15 protein-coding genes and 1 tRNA gene are annotated in these 18,287 nt (G+C 70.9%); 15 read left to right on the top strand and 1 reads right to left on the bottom strand.

Translation table 11 applies throughout. The annotated features are described in order from the left end of the window. The first annotated feature begins 188 nt into the window (after positions 1 to 188). Positions 189 to 1,073, top strand: a complete 885-nt coding sequence (locus tag D9V36_RS14800; protein WP_129298412.1) for an aminoglycoside phosphotransferase family protein — start codon at positions 189 to 191, stop codon at positions 1,071 to 1,073. Between the two features lie 274 nt (positions 1,074 to 1,347). Here D9V36_RS14800 and D9V36_RS14795 read toward each other — a convergent pair. Then, positions 1,348 to 1,419: transfer RNA gene (locus tag D9V36_RS14795), tRNA-Arg, on the bottom strand. A 237-nt stretch (positions 1,420 to 1,656) separates the two neighbouring features. Here D9V36_RS14795 and D9V36_RS14790 point away from each other — a divergent pair. The 14 genes from D9V36_RS14790 (at position 1,657) to glyA (ending at position 18,252) form a co-directional block, all read left to right on the top strand. Beyond that, a complete protein-coding gene (locus D9V36_RS14790; RefSeq protein ID WP_129294189.1) occupies positions 1,657 to 2,232 on the top strand; it encodes a response regulator in 576 nt (191 codons plus the stop codon). Positions 2,233 to 2,376: 144 nt separating this feature from the next. Further along, complete coding sequence (gene nrtL, locus D9V36_RS14785) at positions 2,377 to 3,573, top strand: ArgS-related anticodon-binding protein NrtL (protein WP_129294188.1); 1,197 nt, start codon at positions 2,377 to 2,379, stop codon at positions 3,571 to 3,573. A gap of 26 nt (positions 3,574 to 3,599) precedes the next feature. Next, positions 3,600 to 4,991, top strand: a complete 1,392-nt coding sequence (gene lysA, locus D9V36_RS14780; RefSeq protein WP_129294187.1) for a diaminopimelate decarboxylase — start codon at positions 3,600 to 3,602, stop codon at positions 4,989 to 4,991. A gap of 137 nt (positions 4,992 to 5,128) precedes the next feature. Then, complete coding sequence (locus D9V36_RS14775; RefSeq protein ID WP_129294186.1) at positions 5,129 to 6,421, top strand: homoserine dehydrogenase; 1,293 nt, start codon at positions 5,129 to 5,131, stop codon at positions 6,419 to 6,421. 8 nt (positions 6,422 to 6,429) lie between these two features. Continuing rightward, a complete protein-coding gene (thrC, locus tag D9V36_RS14770) occupies positions 6,430 to 7,515 on the top strand; it encodes a threonine synthase (protein WP_129294185.1) in 1,086 nt (361 codons plus the stop codon). A 361-nt stretch (positions 7,516 to 7,876) separates the two neighbouring features. After that, the gene (gene thrB / locus D9V36_RS14765) at positions 7,877 to 8,794 is read left to right on the top strand and encodes a homoserine kinase (protein WP_129294184.1); all 918 of its coding nucleotides are present in this window, start codon (positions 7,877 to 7,879) and stop codon (positions 8,792 to 8,794) included. A gap of 372 nt (positions 8,795 to 9,166) precedes the next feature. Continuing rightward, positions 9,167 to 11,203 (top strand): transcription termination factor Rho, encoded by a 2,037-nt coding sequence (gene rho, locus D9V36_RS14760; RefSeq protein ID WP_129294183.1) that lies wholly within the window; start codon positions 9,167 to 9,169, stop codon positions 11,201 to 11,203. 399 nt (positions 11,204 to 11,602) lie between these two features. Further along, on the top strand, positions 11,603 to 12,730 hold the full coding sequence (locus tag D9V36_RS14755; RefSeq protein ID WP_129294182.1) for an LCP family protein: 1,128 nt from the start codon (positions 11,603 to 11,605) through the stop codon (positions 12,728 to 12,730). A gap of 175 nt (positions 12,731 to 12,905) precedes the next feature. Next, complete coding sequence (rpmE, locus tag D9V36_RS14750; protein WP_086716401.1) at positions 12,906 to 13,130, top strand: 50S ribosomal protein L31; 225 nt, start codon at positions 12,906 to 12,908, stop codon at positions 13,128 to 13,130. Positions 13,131 to 13,301: 171 nt separating this feature from the next. Then, a complete protein-coding gene (prfA, locus tag D9V36_RS14745) occupies positions 13,302 to 14,381 on the top strand; it encodes a peptide chain release factor 1 (RefSeq protein ID WP_088800040.1) in 1,080 nt (359 codons plus the stop codon). 100 nt (positions 14,382 to 14,481) lie between these two features. Further along, entirely contained in the window at positions 14,482 to 15,327 is an 846-nt protein-coding gene (prmC, locus tag D9V36_RS14740; RefSeq protein WP_088800042.1) for a peptide chain release factor N(5)-glutamine methyltransferase, read from the top strand. 70 nt (positions 15,328 to 15,397) lie between these two features. Next, positions 15,398 to 16,045, top strand: a complete 648-nt coding sequence (locus tag D9V36_RS14735) for an L-threonylcarbamoyladenylate synthase (RefSeq protein WP_088800044.1) — start codon at positions 15,398 to 15,400, stop codon at positions 16,043 to 16,045. After that, positions 16,045 to 16,725: a protein-tyrosine-phosphatase gene (locus D9V36_RS14730; RefSeq protein WP_206739671.1), complete on the top strand. Its 681-nt coding sequence runs from the start codon at positions 16,045 to 16,047 to the stop codon at positions 16,723 to 16,725. The genes D9V36_RS14735 and D9V36_RS14730 overlap by 1 nt, the downstream gene beginning before the upstream one ends. Before the next feature lie 141 nt (positions 16,726 to 16,866). Further along, positions 16,867 to 18,252, top strand: coding sequence for a serine hydroxymethyltransferase (gene glyA, locus D9V36_RS14725; protein ID WP_129294181.1), 1,386 nt, complete (start codon positions 16,867 to 16,869; stop codon positions 18,250 to 18,252). The last annotated feature ends 35 nt before the right edge of the window (positions 18,253 to 18,287 follow it).

The following is an 18,287-nucleotide window of genomic DNA, read 5'->3' as shown; positions in this document are numbered from 1 at the left end:
TGCCGCCGGGGGCGCACGGAGTCACCGGACCGCGTGATTCCTGCGCCCGGCTGACAGGCAGCCACGGACCTCTCGCGTGTGCATCGGCTGATACACACGTCCTGCTTCACCGAAGCGCACATCCGGGAAAAACGTTTGGCACCCGCCCGCCCCCGGTGATCGGATGACGCCCCATGAGCCCCGCGGCGATGCACCCCGGCCAGCACCCCCTCGACGACGACCTCGTACGGCAGCTGATCGCCGGGCAGTTCCCGCAGTGGGCGGGGCGGGCGGTGGAGCGATTCCCGTCCGGCGGCACGGTCAACGCCATGTACCGGCTGGGCGAGGACATGGTCGTACGGCTGCCGCTGGTGAAGGGCGGAGCCCAGGACATCACGCTGGAGCGGCAGTGGCTGCCCCGCCTAGCCTCCCGACTGCCCACGGCGATCCCCGAAGTGCTCGGGGCCGGTGAGCCCGCCGAGGGGTATCCGTGGCCCTGGTCGGTGTACCGCTGGCGGGAGGGCGAGAACCCCGAGGCGGGAGCGCTGAGCGAGCCCCAGCCGCTGGCCGAGGATCTGGCCGGCTTCGTAATGGCGATGCGGAGCATCACCCTGCCCCGGGCACCGAGGGCCCACCGCGGCGGACCGCTCGCCTCGCTCGACGCGTCGACCCGCGCGGCGATCGGGGAGCTGCGCGGGATCCCCCAGGAGGGCATCGACTGCGATGCCGCGGCCGCCGTGTGGGAGGACGCGATGCGGACCCCGGACTGGGAAGGCCCGCCGGTATGGCTGCACGCCGATCTGATGCCGGGCAATCTGCTGGTGAACGACGGCAGACTGACCTCGGTGATCGACTTCGGGTGCACGGGACTGGGCGATGCGGCCTGCGACCTGTTCCCGGCGTGGAACCTGCTGCCGGCCGACGCCAGAGAGGTCTTCCGCCGGGCGCTCGGCGTGTACGACGCAACCTGGCACCGCGGCCGTGCCCGGACACTCTCCCAGGCACTGATCGCGCTGCCGTACTACCGGACGACGAACCCCGCGATGGCACACAACGCCCGGCACGTGATCCAAGCGGTACTGGAAGAGAGCTGAGACCTCTGGGCGCCGGGAGGGCTCAGCCGGCCCGGCACCACAGCCCGCAACCACGGGCTCGGTGACCGCCGTAACTGCGGCTGTCAGAAGGCCTTTCGAGGAAACCCGTGACACATCAAGATGACTGAGCGCAACACGACTGATCAATGAGCAGCGACGCGTGCGGCTCGGCGGACGCAGGACCGCCTCGGGCGGCACACACGGCTGCACATACGCGAAGACCCCGGCCTCAGCGTTTCCACTGGTGACGGGGTCTTGGGCACCTCATGCAGGGTGCCCCCGGCAGGATTCGAACCTGCGCACACGGCTCCGGAGGCCGTTGCTCTATCCCCTGAGCTACGGGGGCGTTGCCGCCTGTGTTCTTGTGGCGACGGGTAGAACCCTACCAGCTCTGATGGGGTGTTCATGAACAGGTTTCGAGGGTGGCGGGGGAGGGGGCCAGGAGGGGTGGCGTGGCCCTTGTGCCGGAGCTTGTAGCGCATCGCGGGGAGGCGGCGGTGGCGGTCGGGGAAAGGTCCCTCACACGGGGGCGGAAGTGGGGAAAACCGGGACGCAGTCTCAGGCGGGGTCCTAGTCTCATGGTGTGCCTGGCTTGTCCGGTCGGATCCTCGTTGTCGATGACAACAAGGTGATCCGGCAGTTGATCAGGGTCAATCTCGAGCTGGAGGGCTTCGAGGTCGTGACCGCGGCTGATGGTGCCGAATGTCTGGACGTGGTGCACCACGTGAGACCTGATGTCGTGACCCTTGATGTCGTGATGCCGCGGCTCAACGGACTGCACACCGCGGCGCGGTTGCGTTCCGATCCGCGGACGTGGGACATCCCGATCGCCATCGTCAGCGCATGCACCCAGAGCGAGGTGGACAACGGCGAGTCGGTGGGGGTGGACGCGTTTCTTGCGAAGCCGTTCGAGCCGGCGGAGCTGGTGCGGACCGTGGGGATGCTGGTGCGGGAGAGGCGCCAGCGCGAGCGGGGGCCCGGGTCCGGGGCCGAGGACGAGGACGGGGAGAGCGACGGGGGCGGGCGTGCGGCGGAGCGTGGCGCTCCGTCCGGCAGGGTCGCGGCGTCCGGTGGGGTTCCTGTGTCCGGTCGGATTCCGGCGTCCGGTGGAGTCCCGGCGTCCGGTGGGGTCGGCATGGTGGATGCGGGTGGGGAGTAGCGGGGAGTAGCGCGGTCCGCGGGCGGTGAGCCCGGGGGACCCGTGCTCAGTTGGGTGCCGGCTCCGTCCTGGATCGTCGCGTGGAGTGTCCACAGGGCGAAACCGGGTCGCAGACCTCCCCCTGGTCTCCCATACGCTTGTCCTGTGACCCCCGCTGAGCTCTCCCGTACCGTCTTGCGCTCCGTGCGTGGTGCGGTGGAGGAGCAGGAGCTCTCCGTGCCGGTGCCGGCGCGGATCGTTGTCGAGCCGCCGCCGCGGCCCGGATGCGGGGACTACGCCTCCAATGTCGCGTTGCAGCTCGCGGGGCCCGCGGGGAGGCCGGCCCGGGAGGTCGCCGAGATTCTGCGGAAGCGGCTGGCCGGGAGCGCCGGGATCGCTCGGGTCGAGATCGCCGGGCCGGGCTTTTTGAACTTCACCCTGGGGGACGGAGCGCTGATCGCGCTCGTACGGGACGTGCTGGCGCAGGGGGACGGCTACGGCGGGACAGGGACAGGGACAGGGACGGGGACGGGGCAGAGCCCTGATGACGTCGGCGATGCTCCCGGCGATGTCTTCGGAGGTGCCTCCGAGGGTGCCTTCGACGGAGTCTTCCATGGCGGCTTCGACGGCGGCTTCGGTCCGGTGGCCGGTTCCTCGGTGGCAGCTTCCCCGGCGGGCGGTGCCCGTGAGGCCGTGGTGGATGAGGTGCTGGGGCGGATCGATGCCGCGGCCGGGCCCGGTGGCCGCCGGGCCGGTGGCCGCCCCGCTCTCGCGCCCGTTCCGTACGACCTTGACGCCCTCACCGCACGGCTCGGATCCGACGAGGCGCGCTGGGTGCTGTTGCGGCCGGCCGCGCACGATCCGGTGCGGGTGCCCGAGCGGCCCGTGCAGCGCGAGAGCAATCCGCGCTTCCGGGTGCAGTACGCCTGCGCGAGGGCGCGGGCGCTGGTGCGGAACGCGGGTGAGCTGGGGTTTGCGGGCGAGCCGGGGGATGTGGGGCGTCCGGCGGCGGGTGACGGGATCCCGGCCGACGTGCGGCCCGCATCGCCGCCATCGGCACGGCACACCGCAGCCGCCCCTGTGCCCTCCCGGAGCCTGCACGCGCTGCAGACCCTGCTGGCCACCTACCCCTCCGTCATCGACGCCGCCGCGCGGCTGCGGGCACCGGACCGTGTGGTGCGGCATCTGGAGGCGACCGCCGACGCGTTCTTCCGGTGGCATGACGACTTTCCGCCGCTGCCCGTCGGGGAGCAGAAACCCTTGGCCGTGCACCGTGCCCGGCTGGCCCTTGCCGAGGCCAGCGGGACGGTGCTCGCCAACGGCCTGCGTCTGCTCGGCATCTCCGCTCCCGCCCACCTCTGAACGACCTTGAGGGGATCTCCACAGCCATGAGCCGCTCCGCGCACCCTGCAGGGCCCCGGCACGCTGACGTACTGCCCGAGGGGCACTACGCCGGGCCGCCCGCCGATCTCAACACCCTCGACCCGCGGGTCTGGTCCCGTACGGTCTCCCGCAATGCCGACGGTGTGGTCACCGTCGGCGGGCTGGACGTCACCGCGCTCGCCGCGGAGTTCGGCACTCCGGCGTACTTCCTGGACGAGGACGACTTCCGGGCCCGCTGCCGGGCGTGGAAGGACGCCTTCGGGCCGGGGGCGGACGTGTTCTACGCCGGCAAGGCCTTCCTGTCGCGGGCCATCGTCCGCTGGCTGCACGAGGAAGGGCTGAATCTCGACGTCTGCTCCGGCGGCGAACTGGCCACGGCGCTCGCGGCGGGAATGCCGGCCGAGCGGATCGCCCTGCACGGGAACAACAAGAGCACCGAGGAAATCACCCGGGCCGTGGAGGCGGGGGTCGGGCGGATCGTGCTCGACTCGTTCCAGGAAATTGTGCGGGTCGCCCATATCGCGCAGCGGCTGGGCAAGCGGCAGCGCGTACAGATCCGGGTCACGGTCGGTGTCGAGGCGCATACGCACGAGTTCATCGCGACCGCGCACGAGGACCAGAAGTTCGGAATTGCGCTGGCGGACGGGCAGGCCGCGGAGGCCGTGCGCCGTGCGCTGAAGCTGGACGGGCTGGAACTCATCGGGATTCACAGCCATATCGGGTCGCAGATTTTCGATATGGCGGGATTCGAGGTGTCCGCGCGCCGCGTGGTGCAGCTGCTGACCGAAGTGCGCGACGAGCACGGGATCGAGCTGCCCGAGATCGATCTGGGGGGCGGGCTCGGTATCGCGTACACCTCGGACGACGATCCGCGGGAGCCGCACGAGATCGCGTCGGCGCTGGGTGACATCGTGAGCAAGGAGTGCGCGGCGGCGGGGCTGGGCGTGCCGCGGCTGTCGGTCGAGCCGGGCCGGGCGATCGTGGGCCCCACGGCCTTCACGTTGTACGAGGTCGGCACGGTCAAGGAGCTGGAAGGCCTGCGGACCTATGTGTCCGTGGACGGCGGGATGTCGGACAACATCCGCACGGCGCTCTACGACGCCGAATACAGCGTGGCGCTGGTGTCGCGCACCTCCGATGCCGCGCCGATGCTCTCGCGCGTGGTGGGCAAGCACTGTGAGAGCGGCGACATCGTCGTACGCGATGCCTTCCTGCCGGCCGATGTGGCGCCGGGGGATCTGCTCGCGGTGCCGGCCACCGGTGCGTACTGCCGTTCCATGGCGAGCAACTACAACCACTCGCTGCGGCCGCCCGTTGTCGCGGTAAAGAATGGTCAGGCGAGGGTGATCGTCCGGCGCGAGACGGAGGAAGATCTCCTGCGGCTGGATGTCGGGTAGGGCCGGATCGCCGGGTCCCCGACCCGGATGAAATAAATGTCTCGGCATCTGGACGAAGGGCGGAAACCACCGTCCGGTGCGTGAGACTTGTGCATGAGCAAGCTGGAATTCGCTGATCGATGAGAAGCAGAGGTCAAATGATGCGTACGCGTCCGCTGAAGGTGGCGCTCCTGGGCTGTGGTGTTGTCGGCTCAGAGGTGACGCGCATCATGACGACGCACGCCGATGACCTCGCCGCCCGGATCGGTGCGCCCGTGGAGCTCGCCGGGATCGCCGTCCGCCGCCCCGACCGGGTGCGCGAGGGCGTCCCGGCCGAGCTGGTCACCACCGACGCGACCGCACTCGTCAAACGGGGCGACATCGACGTCGTGATCGAGGTCATCGGCGGTATCGAGCCGGCCCGTACGCTGATCACCACCGCCTTCGAGCACGGCGCGAGCGTGGTCTCCGCCAACAAGGCGCTGGTGGCGGCGGACGGTGCGGCGCTGCACGCGGCGGCCGAGGCCAATGACGCGGACCTCTACTACGAGGCCGCTGTCGCGGGTGCGATCCCGCTGGTACGGCCGCTGCGCGAGTCCCTGGCCGGCGACACGGTCAACCGGGTGCTCGGCATCGTCAACGGCACCACCAACTTCATCCTGGACAAGATGGACTCGACCGGGGCCGGCTACAGCGAGGCGCTGGACGAGGCGACCGCGCTCGGCTACGCCGAGGCCGACCCGACCGCCGACGTCGAGGGCTTCGACGCCGCCGCCAAGGCCGCGATCCTGGCCGGTATCGCTTTCCACACCCGCGTGACCATCGACGATGTGCACCGCGAGGGCCTGACGGAGGTCACCGCGGCCGATATCGCCTCCGCCAAGCGGATGGGGTGCACGGTCAAGCTGCTGGCCATCTGCGAGCGGGCCGCGGACGGGGCGTCGGTGACCGCGCGGGTGCACCCCGCGATGATTCCGCTGACGCATCCGCTCGCGTCGGTCCGCGAGGCGTACAACGCGGTCTTCGTCGAGGCCGAGGCGGCCGGCCAGCTGATGTTCTACGGGCCGGGCGCGGGCGGCGCGCCGACCGCCTCCGCGGTCCTCGGCGACCTCGTCGCGGTCTGCCGTAACAAGCTCGCCGGTGCCACCGGACCGGGTGAGTCCGCCTACACCCGGCTGCCCGTCAGCCCCATGGGCGCGGTCGTCACTCGGTACCACATCAGCCTCGATGTGGCCGACAAACCCGGTGTTCTCGCTCAGGTCGCCACGATCTTCGCGGAACACGGCGTATCGATCGATACGGTCCGCCAGTCGGGCAAGGACGGGGAGGCATCCCTCGTCATCGTCACCCACCGAGCGGCGGACGCGGCTCTGTCGTCGACCGTCGGGGCTCTGCGCGAGCTCGACACCGTTCGTGGTGTCGCCAGCATCATGCGGGTCGAAGGGGAGTAAAGGAACCCATGTCTGCCAATTCCACTGTGACCACGGCAAGCAGCCAGTGGCGCGGAATCATCGAGGAGTACCGCGACCGGCTTCCGGTCAGCGACACGACCGAGGCCGTCACCCTCCGCGAGGGCGGCACACCGCTCGTACCGGCCCAGGTGCTCTCCGAGCGCACCGGCTGCGAGGTGCACCTCAAGGTCGAGGGCGCCAACCCCACCGGCTCCTTCAAGGACCGTGGCATGACGATGGCCATCACCCGCGCCAAGGAGGAAGGTGCCAAGGCGGTCATCTGCGCCTCCACCGGCAACACCTCCGCCTCGGCCGCCGCCTACGCGGTCCGGGCCGGCATGGTCTGTGCGGTGCTCGTCCCGCAGGGCAAGATCGCGCTCGGCAAGATGGGCCAGGCGCTGGTCCACGGCGCGAAGATTCTCCAGGTCGAGGGAAATTTCGACGACTGCCTGACACTGGCCAGGCGGCTGTCCGACAACTACCCGGTCGCACTTGTGAACTCCGTGAACCCGGTGCGTATCGAGGGCCAGAAGACCGCGGCCTTCGAAATCGTCGACATGCTCCGCGATGCGCCCGACATCCATGTGCTGCCCGTCGGCAACGCCGGCAACATCACGGCGTACTGGCGGGGCTACCAGGAGTACGCGGCCGACGGCATCGCCTCGCACACCCCGCGGATGTGGGGATTCCAGGCCGCCGGCAGCGCGCCGCTGGTGCGCGGTGAGGTCGTCAAGGACCCGCAGACCATCGCCACCGCCATCCGTATCGGCAACCCCGCCTCGTGGTCGTTCGCGGAGCAGGCGCGGGACGAGTCCGGCGGCTTCATCGACTCCGTGACCGACCGTCAAATCCTGTCCGCCTACCGGCTGTTGGCCGCGCAGGAGGGGGTCTTCGTGGAGCCCGCCTCGGCCGCGTCCGTCGCCGGTCTGCTCAAGGCCGCCGAGGAGGGCAAGGTCGACCCCGGCCAGCGCATCGTCTGCACGGTGACCGGCAACGGCCTCAAGGACCCGGACTGGGCGGTGGCCGGAGCGCCGCAGCCGGTCACGGTCCCGATCGACGCGGACGCCGCCGCGGAGCGCCTGGGCCTCGTCTAGGCGGCCCGGCGCCCCCGCTCGGGGGCGCAGCCGTACGGCGGGACCTGCGCGTACGGCACCCGGTGACGGGGCCGTGGAGGCCCCGTCACCCCTTGCAGCAAAGTGTGCAAAGGCTGCAAAGTCCGGGGAAGGCAGCGTCGGGGCACAGGAAGGCGCGCGACACGCATCGTGCGCCTCCTGTGCGCCCTATGTCGCGACAGAACCTTCCTTCGATAGGCTGGAGCCAACTCCCCTCCCCACGGCATAACGCAGTGGCGTTCAGGGCAGGTCAGAACAGACCCCACGAGCCGGCCGGGCACTCCGGTGCCGCGGCGCTGTGTGGGCCAGTACCGCAGTATCAATCAAGGAGAGTCATCGAGCGATGGCCGGTCCCGCGTTCCGCGCCGCCGCCGTCCGGGTGCGCACCCCCGCTACCAGCGCCAATCTCGGTCCCGGCTTCGATGCCCTGGGTCTTTCCCTGGGCCTGTACGACGATGTCGTGGTGCGCGTCGCCGACTCTGGCCTGCACATCGACATCGCAGGTGAGGGCGCCGACTCCCTGCCGCGCGACGAGAGCCATCTGCTCGTCCGGTCGATGCGCACCGCCTTCGAGCTGCTCGGCGGGCAGCCGCGCGGGCTGGAAATCGTCTGCGCCAACCGCATTCCGCACGGCCGCGGCCTGGGCTCCTCCTCCGCCGCCATCTGCGCGGGCATCGTCGCCGCCCGCGCGGTGACGATAGGCGGTGAGCAAAAGCTCGACGACACCGCGCTGCTGGAGCTGGCCAACGAGATCGAGGGCCACCCCGACAACGTCGCCGCCTGCCTGCTGGGCGGTTTCACGCTCGCCTGGACGGACACCGGCACCGCCCGCGCGATCCGGATGGATCCCGCCGATTCCATCGTTCCGGTGGTCTTCGTCCCCGGAAAGCCGGTGCTGACCGAAACCGCCCGTGGACTGCTGCCGCGCACCGTCCCCCATGTGGACGCCGCGGCCAACGCCGGCCGCGCCGCACTGCTCGTCGAGGCCCTGACCAGGCGCCCCGAGCTGCTGCTCGCCGCGACCGAGGACCGACTCCACCAGGAATACCGCGCTCCCGCGATGCCGGAGAGCGTGGGACTGGTGAACCGACTGCGTGCGGACGGCGTCCCTGCAGTCGTGTCCGGTGCGGGCCCGACGGTGCTCGCGCTGGTCGAGGAAGCGGCGGCCGAGAAGGTCGCGGCACTGGCGGGAGAGGGGTGGGCGGCCAACCGGCTGACCCTCGATGCGGCGGGCACCTGCGTGCTGCCGCTCGCCGGGTGATCACGCGGGTGATCGACGATTGCCGGTCTTGGAGAGGGGGAATGTTTGTTGGACCCGGTAGTGTTAACCTCAAGTCAGTACTCGACGCCTGAGCGGCGCGGTGCTTCGTGTCCCCCATAGGGACCACCTTCTTCCGGGAGCCTCCCAAACTGCTTGGAGCCATGGCCTGAGCAGGAGTGAGCACGCTCCGGAATCGGCGTGACGACATGGCCAGTCTGCATCTCTTCACGCCGGAGCCATGAACTGATTCTCTCCGCCACTTCCGGCGGGACCACCGCCCCGGCCCGGTCCACAAGACCAAGGACCCAGCCGGACAGCACAACCGGTCGCCGAGCCAGACAGGCCGACGCCCGCTCCAGGGAAGGACCCTTCGTGAGCGACACCACCGATCTGATGGGCGCGCGCACCGATGGCAGTGCCACCGAGCCCGCCGCGGACGCTCCCGCCGCTCCTGCTACCGCACGGCGCCGCCGTTCCGGCACCGGCCTTGACGGCATGGTCCTGGCGGAGCTGCAGCAGGTCGCCTCCGGCCTCGGTATCAAGGGCACCGCGCGGATGCGCAAGAGCCAGCTGATCGAGGTCATCAAGGAGAAGCAGGCCTCCGGCCCGGGCTCCGCGGCCAAGGCCGACGCGCCCGCCGACACCGAGACCAAGCCCAAGCGCCGTACGACCTCCAAGGCCCGTACCAGCGAGGACAGCGCAGAGCAGACCGCGGGCAAGGCCGCCAAGGGCGGCAAGGCCGCGGACAAGTCCGGCGCCCAGCAGCAGATCGACATCCCCGGCCAGCCGGTCAGCGACGAGCAGCCGGCCGGCGAGCGCCGCCGGCGCCGTGCCACCGCCGCAGCGGGCAGCCCCGAGGGCGCCTCGGGCGACGTCAAGACCGAGACCAGGGTCGAGACGAAGACCGAGGTCAAGGCGGATGCCAAGACCGACACCGCGACCGCCCCGCAGGAGTCCGGCGAGGGCCGGCAGGGCAAGGGCGGCGAGCGTCAGGACCGCGGCGACCGCCAGGACCGCGGCCAGAAGGGCGACCGCGGCGACCGCGGCCAGCGCCAGCGCGACCGCGGTGACCGCGGCCGCAAGGGCGACGCCGGTGACGGCGGCGGCCAGGGCGGTCAGGGCGGCCAGCGCCAGCGCGACCGCCGTACCGATGACGACGACGACTTCGAGGGCGGACGCCGGGGCCGTCGCGGCCGCTACCGCGACCGCCGGGGCCGCCGCGGGGGCCGCGAGGACTTCGGCAACGAGCCGCAGGTCTCCGAGGACGACGTCCTGATCCCCGTCGCGGGCATCCTCGACATCCTCGACAACTACGCGTTCATCCGGACCTCCGGCTACCTGCCCGGTCCGAACGACGTGTACGTCTCGCTCGCCCAGGTCCGCAAGAACGGCCTGCGCAAGGGCGACCACGTCACCGGCGCGGTCCGCCAGCCCAAGGACGGCGAGCGGCGCGAGAAGTTCAACGCGCTGGTCCGGCTCGACACCGTCAACAGCGTGGCGCCCGAACAGGGCCGCGGACGGCCGGAGTTCGGGAAGCTGACGCCCCTTTACCCGCAGGAGCGGCTGCGCCTGGAGGGCGAGTCGGGCGGCCTGACGACCCGGATCATCGACCTGGTCACGCCGATCGGCAAGGGCCAGCGCGGTCTGATCGTGGCCCCGCCGAAGACCGGCAAGACCATGATCATGCAGGCGGTCGCCAACTCGATCACCCGCAACAACCCCGAGTGCCACCTGATGGTCGTCCTGGTCGACGAGCGTCCGGAAGAGGTCACCGACATGCAGCGGTCGGTGAAGGGCGAGGTCATCTCCTCGACCTTCGACCGCCCGGCCGAGGACCACACCACCGTCGCCGAGCTGGCCATCGAGCGTGCCAAGCGCCTCGTCGAGCTGGGTCACGACGTGGTCGTCCTGCTGGACTCGATCACCCGTCTGGGCCGTGCGTACAACCTCGCCGCCCCGGCCTCGGGCCGCATCCTGTCCGGTGGTGTCGACTCGACCGCGCTCTACCCGCCGAAGCGCTTCTTCGGTGCCGCGCGCAACATCGAGGACGGCGGTTCGCTGACCATCCTGGCCACCGCGCTGGTCGAGACCGGCTCGCGGATGGACGAGGTGATCTTCGAGGAGTTCAAGGGCACCGGCAACCTGGAGCTCAAGCTCGACCGCAAGCTCTCGGACAAGCGCATCTTCCCGGCGGTGGACGTCGACGCGTCCAGCACCCGTAAGGAAGAGATCCTCATGGGCAGCGACGAGCTCGCCGTCGTGTGGAAGCTGCGCCGGGTGCTGCACGCACTGGACCAGCAGCAGGCCATTGAGCTGCTGCTGGACAAGATGAAGCAGACGAAGTCCAACGCGGAGTTCCTGCTCCAGATCCAGAAGACGACGCCGACCGCGGGCAACGGCAACGACTGACGCCCGCAGGGCGCACCGGCGCCGTACCGCACAGCCCCTCTCACCCTTCCGTGGGTGAGGGGGGCTGTGTGCTGGGCGGGGCGGCGCGGACCGCGGTTCGGCGCCGGATGAGTGGCCCGTCCCCCGCGGTCCTACACATTCCGCGCTTGAGACCTTCCGCACAGATCCGTGTAAGCCGCATGGTTTCAGCCAAGCTGGGAAAACGGCCGAAAGCCCAGATGGGAAGGGCCAAGGTCCCGGACCTGTGGAGCGGACCGCCGCGCGTTTCTAAGAAATCGCTCATGACTCGCTGTGCAACCCTTCCCGTCGACCTCCCGTCTGACAAGGAGCAACGGGCCGTGTCGGCACACAGCACGGCGGCGGTGAGGGGCAGCCGAGCGAATGAGGACTGAGGAGCAGATGGCGGACAGCAACGGGACCGCGAAGACGGCCGAAAGCCGTGCCCGCGGCATACGTGCCACGGGCCGCCGGCGCAAGGGCCCGACCCGACGCCGTCGAGCAGTGACCATCACCCTGTGCACGCTGACCAGCGTCGTACTGCTGGGTGGGGCCGGACTCGGCTACGTCTACTTCAAGCTCAACGGCAATCTGAAGGGCGTCGACATCAACGCCGCCCTCGGACACGACCGGCCGAAGAACGTCGACGACGGCTCGATGGACATCCTCGTCATGGGATCCGACTCCCGCGCCGGCAAGAACGCGGAGTACGGCAAGGACGAGGGCGGCGCCCGCTCCGACACGGCGATGATCGTGCACGTGTACAAGGGCCGTAAGAAGGCCAGCGTGGTCAGCATCCCCCGGGACACCATGATCAAGCGCCCCGACTGCACCACCAGGGACGGCAAGGACGCCCCCGGTGCGCAGCGGGCGATGTTCAACACCGCGTTCGAGGTCGGCGGGCCTGCCTGCTCGGTCAAGACCGTGGAGTCGATCAGCGGGGTCCGGATGGACCACTTCGTCGAGGTCGACTTCACCGGCTTCAAGAAGCTCATCGATGCGCTCGGCGGCGTGAACGTCACCACCAAGAAGGCGATCGAGGACAACAACAGCCATCTGCACCTGCCGGCCGGCAAGCACACCCTCAACGGCGAGCAGTCGCTCGGCCTGGTCCGCACCCGGCACGGCGTGCCCGGCGGCGACGGCAGCGACCTGGGCCGCATCCAGCTGCAGCAGACGTTCATCAAGGCCCTGATGAACCAGGTCAAGAACGTCGGGGTGCTGACCAACCCCACCAAGCTCTACGACATCGCCGACACGGCCACCAAGGCCATCACCACCGACACCGACCTCAACTCGGTCAGCGAGCTGACCGGCCTGGCCAAGAGCCTGGGCAACATCGGTTCTGACCACATCGACATGGTGACGATGCCGGTGACGTACGACCCCGCCGACCCCGCCCGCGTGGTGCCGCTGACGAAGAAGAGCGAGCAGGTCTGGGACGCGCTGCGCCAGGACAAGGACATCCCCAAGTCCGCGATCAAGGGCTCGGCCGGTGACCAGGGCGGCACGGACAAGTACGTGAAGTAGCCGGAAGGTGTGTGTTCCGGGGCCCGGCGGCCCCGGAACCGGCCCGGGGAATAGCTGCGGCCGTACCCCGGTTTTGGGAGATACGGCTAGTCCTGGCAGACTGGACCGTCGGCCCCGGTTCACGTGACGCAACCCGCAGCACGACCCGGTGCACTCCCGAACCTAGGAGAATCCCTTGAAGCGCGACATCCACCCGGAGTACGTCGAGACCCAGGTCAGCTGCACCTGTGGCGCGTCCTTCACCACCCGCAGCACGGTCGCCGGCGGCACCATCCGCGCCGACATCTGCTCCGAGTGCCACCCGTTCTACACGGGCAAGCAGAAGATCATGGACACGGGCGGCCGCGTGGCCCGCTTCGAGGCCCGCTTCGGCAAGGGCGCTGCAGCCGCCAAGAAGTAGCGACCCGCACGGCGCCGGTCTCCGGTCGCCCCTGCCCAGGGGTGACCGGACCGGCGTTTTGTCGTCCTGGCCCTTGGCTCCCGTACGGGGGGCCGGGGCCCGCGGCGCAGCCGCAGATGTGCCAGCGCCCCGGTACCCGGGTCACCACAGCAGCCAGTAGAGGAACCCACGATGTTCGAGGCGGTCGAGGAACTGATCGGCGAGCACGCCGATCTCGAGAAGCGGCTGGCCGACCCCGCGGTCCACGCCGACCAGCGCGAGGCCATGCGGCTCAACAAGCGCTACGCGGAGCTCACCCCGATCATCGCGACGTACCGCGACTGGAAGCAGACCGGCGACGACACCGAGACCGCACGCGAACTCGCCGCGGACGACCCGGACTTCGCCGACGAGGTCAAGGAGCTCGACGCCCGGCGCGAGGAGCTGACCGAAAAGCTGCGGCTGCTGCTCGTCCCGCGCGACCCCAGCGACGACAAGGACGTCATCCTCGAGGTCAAGGCCGGCGAGGGCGGCGAGGAGTCCGCGCTGTTCGCCGGCGACCTGCTGCGGATGTACCTGCGCTACGCCGAGCGGGCCGGCTGGAAGACCGAGATCCTGGAGGCCAACGAGTCCGACCTCGGCGGCTACAAGGACGTCCAGGTCGCCGTGAAGACCAAGGGCGGGGGCGGCGCCACCGAGCCGGGACAGGGCGTCTGGGCGCGGCTGAAGTACGAGGGCGGGGTGCACCGCGTCCAGCGCGTGCCCGCCACCGAATCGCAGGGCCGCATCCACACCTCCGCGGCCGGCGTGCTGGTCACCCCCGAGGCCGAGGAGGTCGAGGTCGAGATCGGCCCCAACGACCTGCGGATCGACGTCTACCGCTCCTCCGGGCCCGGCGGCCAGTCCGTCAACACCACCGACTCCGCGGTGCGCATCACCCACCTGCCCACCGGCATCGTCGTCTCCTGCCAGAACGAGAAGAGCCAGCTCCAGAACAAGGAGCAGGCGCTGCGCATCCTGCGCTCCCGGCTGCTGGCCGCCGCCCAGGAAGAGGCCGAACGGGAGGCGTCGGACGCCCGGCGCAGCCAGGTTCGCACGGTTGACCGCTCCGAGCGCATCCGTACGTACAACTTCCCGGAAAACCGCATCTCGGACCACCGGGTCGGCTTCAAGGCGTACAACTTGGACCAGGTGCTCGACGGCGAACTCGACCCGGTCATCCAGGCGTGTGTCGACGCCGACTCGGCAGCCAAGCTCGCCGCCGCCCAGTAGGCCCGCAGGACCCGTAGCCCCGGCCTGGGGCCCCGTCGCCGGGGCGCACCGGGCCCCGGCACCGCACAATGAAGACGCAGCGCACTAGGAGGAAGGCCCCGTGAACCTTCTGCTCGCCGAGGTGGCCCAGGCCACCCAGCGGCTGGCCGACGCCGGTGTGCCCTCGCCGCGCTTCGACGCCGAGGAACTCGCCGCGTTCGTGCACGGCGTCAAGCGGGGGGAGCTGCACCACGTCAAGGACGCGGACTTCGACGCCCGCTACTGGGAGGCCGTCGCCCGCCGCGAGGCGCGTGAACCGCTCCAGCACATCACCGGCCGGGCGTTCTTCCGCTACCTCGAACTCGCCGTCGGGCCCGGGGTGTTCGTGCCCCGCCCGGAGACCGAGTCGGTGGTCGGCTGGGCGATAGACGCCGTACGGGCCATGGACGTCGTCGAGCCGCTGATCGTCGACCTGTGCACCGGCTCGGGGGCCATCGCACTGGCCCTGGCCCAGGAGGTGCCCCGCTCGCGGGTGCACGCCGTGGAGCTGTCCGAACAGGCGCTGGACTACGCCCGCAAGAACGTCGAGGGGTCCCGCGTCGTTCTCCATCACGGCGACGCGCTGACCGCGCTTCCCGAACTGGACGGGCAGGTCGACCTGGTCGTCTCCAACCCGCCGTACATCCCGCTGACCGAGTGGGAGTACGTCGCACCCGAGGCACGCGACCACGACCCCGAGCTCGCGCTGTTCTCGGGCCAGGACGGCCTGGACACCATCCGGGGCATCGAGCGGACCGCACACCGTCTGCTGCGCCCCGGCGGAGTGGTCGTCATCGAGCATGCCGACACCCAGGGCGGGCAGGTGCCGTGGATCTTCACCGAGGAGCGGGGCTGGGCCGATGCGGCCGACCACCCGGACCTCAACAACAGGCCCCGTTTCGCCACCGCGCGCCGGGCGACGCCATGACGCGCTCCGCTTCGGCGCCTGATGCAGCCGATGCATCCGAAGTATTCGTTTCGCACGAGGAGGTCCCGTAATGGCACGGCGATACGACTGCAGCGACGCGACCGACCGCACCACCGGTCTGCGCGAGGCCGCCTCGGCCGTCCGCCGCGGTGAGCTGGTCGTGCTGCCCACCGACACCGTCTACGGCATCGGTGCGGACGCCTTCAGCGCCGAGGCCGTCGGCGACCTGCTGGAGGCCAAGGGCCGCGGCCGCGGTATGCCCTCCCCGGTGCTCGTCGGGTCCCCCAACACCCTGCACGGGCTGGTCACCGACTTCTCCGAGCAGGCCTGGGAGCTGGTCGACGCCTTCTGGCCCGGGGCGCTCACCCTCGTCGCCAAGCACCAGCCGTCGCTGACCTGGGACCTGGGCGAGACCCGGGGCACGGTCGCCGTGCGGATGCCGCTGCACCCCGTCGCGATCGAGCTGCTGACCGAGTTCGGCCCGATGGCCGTCTCCAGCGCCAACCTCACCGGCCACCCGTCCCCGCAGGACTGCGACGCCGCACAGGAAATGCTCGGCGACTCGGTCTCCGTCTACCTCGACGGGGGGCCGACGCCCGCCGCCGTGCCCTCCTCGATCGTCGATGTCACCGGCAAGATCCCGGTGCTGCTGCGCGAGGGCGCGCTCAGCGCGGAGGAGCTGCGCAAGGTGGTACCCGAGCTCGAGGTGGCCAATTGATGGCGCCCCTGGGGCGTGGCATAGCGGGACCAGGCACCGGCACCCACCCGCCTGTACCCCCCTCACCCCCTTTTCGGATCCTCCACGTCAGCACCGGCAACGTCTGCCGCTCGCCGATCACCGAGCGGCTGCACCGCCGTGCCCTGGAGCTGCGGCTGGGCGACGCCTGCAACGGCGGGCTGCTCGTGGAGAGCGCCGGCACCTGGGGCCACGAAGGCGCGCCGATGGAGACCCACGCCGCGACGGTGCTCACCGACTACGGCGCCGACCCGGCCGGGTTCCTCGGCCGGGAACTGCTCGACGAGCACGTCATCCGCGCCGACCTGGTGCTCACCGCCACCCGTGACCACCGCGCCCAGGTCATCTCGATGGGGCACTCCGCGGGGCTGCGCACCTTCACACTCAAGGAGTTCAACCGGCTGGTGCGGGCCATAGACCCGGCCACACTGCCCGAGCCCGACCCGGATCTGCCGGACGGCGGGCTGGTGGAGCGCGCCCGTGCGCTGGTCGGCGCCGCCGCGGCGCTGCGCGGCTGGCTGCTGGCGCCCAACCCGGAGTCCGACGAGGTCTACGACCCCTACGGGGCGCCCATCACCTTCTTCCGCTCCATCGGCGACGAGATCAACCAGGCGCTCGACCCGGTCGTCACCGCCCTCACCGGGGTCCCTGCGCGGGCCTGAGGCCCGTTCGCCCGCCGACCGGGAGAGCGGCCCTCAGGGGCCCTGTGCGGGCGGGGGACCCGGTCGGCCCGCACACCGCGCCCGAACGCCCCGCCGCGCCTACATTGGGACTACGTCCCCGTACGAGGCCGGGAGCAAGCGATGCCTGCCACCACCGCGTCACCCCGTCACGAGACCGAGGCCGGCCCCTCCGGGGCCGCCGAGCCCGCGGCCGGGGCGGCAGAGACGGCCGAGGACCGCGCACGGGCCGCCGCCCGTGACACCGCCGCCCGGCCGGCCGGCGCCCCGGACTTCGCCGCCCTGCTGCACCAGGACCCCGAGATCGCCGGCGTCCTGCTCGGTGAGAGCGCCCGGCAGAGCGACGGGCTGCAGCTGATCGCCGCGGAGAACTTCACCTCACCGGCCGTCCTCGCCGCCCTCGGCTCCCCGCTGGGCAACAAATACGCCGAGGGCTACCCGGGCGCCCGCCACCACGGCGGCTGCGAGATCGTCGACCTCGCCGAGCGGATCGCCGTGGAACGCGCCAAGGCGCTTTTCGGCGCCGAACACGCCAACGTCCAGGCCCACTCCGGGTCTTCGGCCGTCCTGGCCGCCTACGCCGCCCTGCTGCGCCCCGGTGACACCGTCCTGGCCATGTCCCTCCCGCACGGCGGACACCTCACCCACGGCTCGCCCGCCAACTTCTCCGGCCGCTGGTTCGACTTCGCCGGCTACGGCGTCGACGAGGAGACCGGACTGCTGGATTACGACGCGATCCGGGAGCTGGCCCGCGCCCGCCGGCCCAAGGCCATCGTCTGCGGTTCGATCTCCTACCCCCGGCACATCGACTACGCCGCCTTCCGCGACATCGCCGACGAGACCGGCGCCTATCTGATCGCGGATGTCGCGCATCCGCTCGGGCTGATCGCCGGGGGAGCCGCGCCCAGCCCCGTCCCGTACGCGCACGTGGTGTGCGGAACCACACACAAGGTGCTGCGCGGGCCGCGCGGCGGGCTGATCCTGTGCGGCGCGAAGCTGGCCGAGCGCATCGACCGCGCGGTGTTCCCCTTCACCCAGGGCGGCGCCCAGATGAACGCGGTCGCGGCCAAGGCCGTCGCCTTCGGGGAGGCCGCCACACCCGCCTTCGCCGCGTACGCCCATCAGGTCACCGCCAATGCCCGGGTGCTCGCCGGGGCACTGGCCGCGCAGGGCCTGGCGGTCACCACCGGGGGCACCGACACCCATCTGATCACCGTCGACACCGCTCCCCGCGGCCTGGACGCCCGCACCGCGCGGGGGCGGCTGGCCGCCGCCGGGATCGTGCTGGACACCTGCGCGCTGCCGTGTGCCGAGGTCCCCGGCGAGGTGGCGCCCCGCCGCACCGGCCTGCGGCTGGGCACCGCCGCGGTGACCACACAGGGCATGGGCGAGGCGGAGATGACGGCGGTCGCCGAGCTGATCGTGGCGGCACTGGAGGAGGACGGGACGGCCCGCTCCAGGACCGTCGCATTGGTCCACGGCTTTCCGCCTTATCCCGATCGCGGGTGACGGCGGAACCATCCGGTGACGCCGGACGTCTATTC

This window comes from Streptomyces lydicus (assembly GCF_004125265.1).
Taxonomy (GTDB): Bacteria; Actinomycetota; Actinomycetes; order Streptomycetales; family Streptomycetaceae; genus Streptomyces; species Streptomyces lydicus_C.
The sequence above is the reverse complement of the archived record's forward strand: the minus strand, read 5'-3'. Positions and strand labels throughout refer to the sequence as shown.